Origin of the sequence: Alicyclobacillus fructus, assembly GCF_017329605.1 — a bacterium.
GTDB classification, from domain to species: Bacteria; Bacillota; Bacilli; order Alicyclobacillales; family Alicyclobacillaceae; genus Alicyclobacillus; species Alicyclobacillus fructus.
Map to the genome: position 1 here is coordinate 1 of NZ_JAFMTY010000051.1, position 4,169 is coordinate 4,169.

Sequence of the window (4,169 nt, forward strand, 5' to 3'; positions counted from 1 at the left end):
ACAACTGCCCCGCCGGCTTCCCGGCGGGGTTTGTCGTCATGTACGACTTTGATGCAGCGATGGCGGGAATGCAAGGTGGGCGGGATTTGACGCTCACGTTAAGAGCTCTGCTCGTATCGGTGTCGTCACAGGCAGCGCTAAGGCCTCATGCAGGCTTTTTTCTGCGTCTTCCCAGTTTTCGGTGGCTAAGGACCATTTAATCTTCTCTTCGATCAATCGAGCCTTCCATTCATCATTAGGCACTTCTCCCAAGAGAGCTTCGTAGTCGCAACAAAATCCATCAACGTCGCGCTCAATCCGTCTGAGAACCAGCCTATTGTGCTTCACTGCGTATGAAAGGTGATAATTTCCAAGGGAATCGGCCAGTTCATCGGCTCGATCGAGTAGTAACATGATATGGGCTGTCCTACCCGCGCTCATTTCAGCGGTTGTCCATCCGATGATCGACCACGCTTCCAATTCTGCATGTCCCATTCGCCGTGCGCACTCAGCCGCTGTTGTGTAATGGCGCACCGCGTGATCATGTTCACCCAAGAGTTCCTTGATGCTTGCCAAGTTAATATGTGTTCGAATCCAACGCTCATCAGAAGGGCCGAGTAGATTCAGAATGAGCCGAAAGAATGTCTCCGACATCTTTAACTGGCCCAATTGCCGAGTACTCAAAGCCAAACCGCGCAAAATGTCATAGGCTACGTCTCGGTTGTCGTGGAGTCGTGGGTCAACCACAAGGGGAAGCAAAATTTCGACAGCGCATTGGAAACGTTCCAAGTTCACCAAGGTGATGCCCAGGTGGGCGTTAATATGGAAATCCCATGTTGTGAAGTGATATGCCTCACACAAGTTGTGCGCTGACTCCCACATCTCCAGGGCGTCTTTCCATCGTTCTTGCCGTTCTGCCTGTTCTGCCTGATGGATGAGGGTCATCATCGCCTTTTGGACGACTTCATTGTTGGAACCGAAGAAAATATCCACGGTGACTTGTAAACGTTCCGCTAGATAGGAAAGCGTCTCATAGGTCGGCGTCCTGCGACCACTTTCATACAAGCTGATCAACGCCCTTGAAATGCCGTTCCCCGCCAAATCCGCTTGAGTCAAGTTTCGCTCTTCGCGAAGTCGCCGAAGAATCTCCGGAAAGGATGCATCCAACACGCCCTCATCCTCTCCACTCTGTTCCGAAACTGGGATGCGGGAGTTCCTGCTGTTACCTTCTTTGTAACCCACGTCAGACCAAATTGGCAAGAAAAACATGCGCTACTCTGAGTAGCACATGTTACGGAGACGAAGGGCTATGTTGCGTGGAGAAGGCAATCCGAATATACTCTCATACAGAACATATGTTCGTATATGAGGTGTCCCATGGACCGCCCTACCGCTTTGCTTCGCCAACTCCTCATTCTCGAACTCATCAAGCGCATATCGCACGCGAGTTTGCGCGCGTCAAGGCACAGATGCGCGCGGACGGGCTGCACATCATCGAGCGTCAAGTAGGCGATATGGACGTGCGGATTCAGTTCCGCGTCGGCGACCACTACGACGAAGCGGTTTTCATGCGCAAGATGCTGGAGGCGGAAGCTGCGAATCGCGCCAAGCGGACGGGGATGATCTCGCGATGACCAAGCTCATCTACGGCCTGGTGGACATGCAGAGCTTCTACGCCTCGTGCGAGGTGGCGAGCCGCGAGGAGTACGCGGCCCGGCGCAAGGAGTTCGATGACTCCACGGACCCGCCACTTGTCGTATCCGGCGACCCGGCCCGGCGTTCGGGCATTATCCTCGCCGCGACCCCGACGGCCAAACGATACGGCATCGAAAACGCCATGCGGTTGGGTGAAGCTCTGCGATTGTACCGGCGCCTCATCGTCGTGCGACCGCACATGGCGTTTTACCTGCACGTGTCAGTTCGGATCCAGATGCTGATGCAGCAATGCTTCCCGTTCCAAGAGCAGTTCTCGGTCGACGAGGGATTCATCGCCTTTCCATACCCGTCCGCATTGTTCCCTGACCCGATCGCGGCGGCACGCAACCTTCAAGCGCGCATCTGGGATCAGTTCCGCATCCGAGCGCGCATTGGGCTGGCGCCGAACAAGTGGCTTGCGAAGATGGCGAACAAGGCCGCCAAGAAGACGCCGGGTGGGATCGTGTGGTGGCGAGAAGAAGACATTCCGGCTGTACTCCATCCCTTGCCCGTCGAGGAGATGTGGGGTTTGAAGCGGCGGGCGGAAGTCCTGCGGCGCAAGTTCAGGTGCGAGACGATTGGCGACGTCGCACGCCTGCCCGTCGGTGTGCTCAAGGACGAATTTGGCGTGTGGGGCGAAGTCATTCACCGTTGGGCACACGGCATCGACTGGAGCGACATCAACCCGGACAGTTACCATGCGCCGCACAAGGGCTTCTCCCACCGCACAACGTTGCCGCGAGACTTCTACGAGCGCAACGAAGTCGCCATCGTCATCCTGGAGTTGCTGGACGAGGTGTGCCATCGCCTCCGACAAGCGCATCAAGCCGGTCGGCGTGTGGGCCTTGGGCTCACCTACGAGGGATTGACAGGCGGATTCTACCGCGCAAAGACGTTACCGCGTGCCACAAACGACCCGGGCGAGTTGTACCCGGTGCTCCTGGCGCTACTGGACCAACACTGGGACGGCTCCGGTGTGCGAGCCGTGTCGGTGGGCGTGGACATGCTGCAATTTCGCGAGACCGTGCAATTATCGTTGTTCGAGAACGTGCCGGCGCGGACACGGCTGTACGAGACGGTGGACGAGATCCGCGCACGCTTTGGCGAGACGTCCATCATGCGCGCCGTGAGCCTGACGCGCGCCGGGCAACTGCGTGAACGGAGTCTGCGAATCGGAGGTCACTACGCATGAACATCCGAGACGGGAACATCTTCGAGGCCATGCGGCTGGTGCTGCCTGAGCATCGCGAGCTCATGGCGCAAATCCAGCGCGAACGGGCAAAACGCAAACGCCCGGTGCTCACCGAAGAACGCCTGGAGGAGATGCAGTACGCGCTCAGTGAGGCGGTTCGTGAGGGACGCGCCGTGCGTGTAACGGTGTTTACGCCGGAACGGGACGTGGTACTCGTCGGCCACGTGACAGTGCGTGGCCGGGAACTGCGCGTGAGCACCGCGGGCGGTGAGCGAGCCGTGAGATTGGACGACGTGACGGCGATCGAATGAGCGTGGACGCAAAGAGCGGCGCATGCCTGTGGGTAAGTCCGACAAGCCGCGCCGCGATGGGATCCCACATCTCTCCATGAGCCTACGGGCTATATCCAACTGTCGAAGTCGGGCATTCCAAAACTGCGAAGCTATTGAACGAAGCCATCGTTGCGTGCCTCCTACTTTTGGTGTTGGTCACACTTTAGTAGACGTCCATGTCGACATTCGACGCCACGGGATCATGAAAATGACCAGAGTTCCGCGCTATGATCGCCCTAAGCAACCACCGGAGCTCGAAGTGTGTTTGATGCTCTGAGCTCGGACGAGTAGACGGAGCCGGCGACCTTGAGCACCACGGTTTGTGGCACCCGTGAGGGTAGCACGCACGGTAGAATTCTTGTTCATCGGTCGCCTTGTGGTTGCGAAGATTCACTCTGGGAGGTGCCCGTGGGATGGAGGTCGTGCATGAACGTTGCTGTGGGCTGGATGTGCATAAGAAGAAGGTCGTCGCGTGTGTCATCACCCCAGAGGTCAAAGAGATTCGTACGTTCAGCACGATGACGGATGAGCTCCAAGCGATGTGCCAATGGATTCTCCAACACGGCTGTACGCATGTGGCGATGGAGAGTACAGGTGTATACTGGAAGCCGATCTACAATCTTTTGGAGGACCATGGGCTCGAAATCCTCGTCGTGAATGCACAACACATCAAACAGGTTCCTGGGCGCAAGACCGACGTGAAAGATGCGGAGTGGATTGCCCAACTCCTGCAACATGGGCTTCTGAAGGGCAGCTATATTCCATCCCGTGAGCAACGAGAGCTGCGTGAATTGATTCGTTACCGGAAGTCGCTGATTCGCGAACGGGCCAACGAAGTGAATCGTCTGCAGAAGGTCCTTGAAGGCGCGAATATCAAGCTGGCGTCGGTCGCCTCGGATATTCTCGGCGTGAGTGGCCGTGCGATCCTCGAGGAGTTGATCGCAGGTCACACGGACGAGCAGGCTCTGGCT

Annotated in this window: 5 protein-coding genes; 4 read left to right on the forward strand and 1 reads right to left on the reverse strand. The window is 57.2% G+C overall.

Going from position 1 to position 4,169, the window contains the following annotated elements; genetic code table 11:
* Positions 1-93: 93 nt before the first annotated feature.
* Positions 94-1,149, reverse strand: coding sequence for a helix-turn-helix transcriptional regulator (locus tag J3481_RS14170; RefSeq protein ID WP_206882514.1), 1,056 nt, complete (start codon positions 1,147-1,149; stop codon positions 94-96).
* Between the two features lie 299 nt (positions 1,150-1,448).
* Here J3481_RS14170 and J3481_RS14770 point away from each other — a divergent pair, with 299 nt between their 5' ends.
* From J3481_RS14770 to J3481_RS14190, 4 genes are all read left to right on the forward strand, one after another.
* The gene (locus tag J3481_RS14770) at positions 1,449-1,613 is read left to right on the forward strand and encodes a hypothetical protein (RefSeq protein ID WP_236011748.1); all 165 of its coding nucleotides are present in this window, start codon (positions 1,449-1,451) and stop codon (positions 1,611-1,613) included.
* Positions 1,610-2,866 carry a DNA polymerase IV gene (locus J3481_RS14180; RefSeq protein ID WP_206832761.1) on the forward strand — a complete coding sequence of 419 codons (1,257 nt, stop codon included), beginning with the start codon at positions 1,610-1,612 and terminating at the stop codon, positions 2,864-2,866. Before J3481_RS14770 ends, J3481_RS14180 begins: the two co-directional genes overlap by 4 nt.
* Positions 2,863-3,177, forward strand: coding sequence for a YolD-like family protein (locus J3481_RS14185; protein WP_206832762.1), 315 nt, complete (start codon positions 2,863-2,865; stop codon positions 3,175-3,177). The genes J3481_RS14180 and J3481_RS14185 overlap by 4 nt, the downstream gene beginning before the upstream one ends.
* A gap of 434 nt (positions 3,178-3,611) precedes the next feature.
* Positions 3,612-4,169 (forward strand): IS110 family RNA-guided transposase (locus J3481_RS14190; RefSeq protein WP_206832763.1); only part of this gene is annotated, 558 nt, incomplete at its 3' end.

What these genes read in the sequence shown, in the direction of transcription:
- J3481_RS14770 (WP_236011748.1), top strand. Translation starts at nt 1,449, where the DNA reads ATGCGCGCGGACGGGCTGCACATCATCGAGCGTCAAGTAGGCGATATG.
- J3481_RS14180 (WP_206832761.1), top strand. Translation starts at nt 1,610, where the DNA reads ATGACCAAGCTCATCTACGGCCTGGTGGACATGCAGAGCTTCTACGCC.
- J3481_RS14185 (WP_206832762.1), top strand. Translation starts at nt 2,863, where the DNA reads ATGAACATCCGAGACGGGAACATCTTCGAGGCCATGCGGCTGGTGCTG.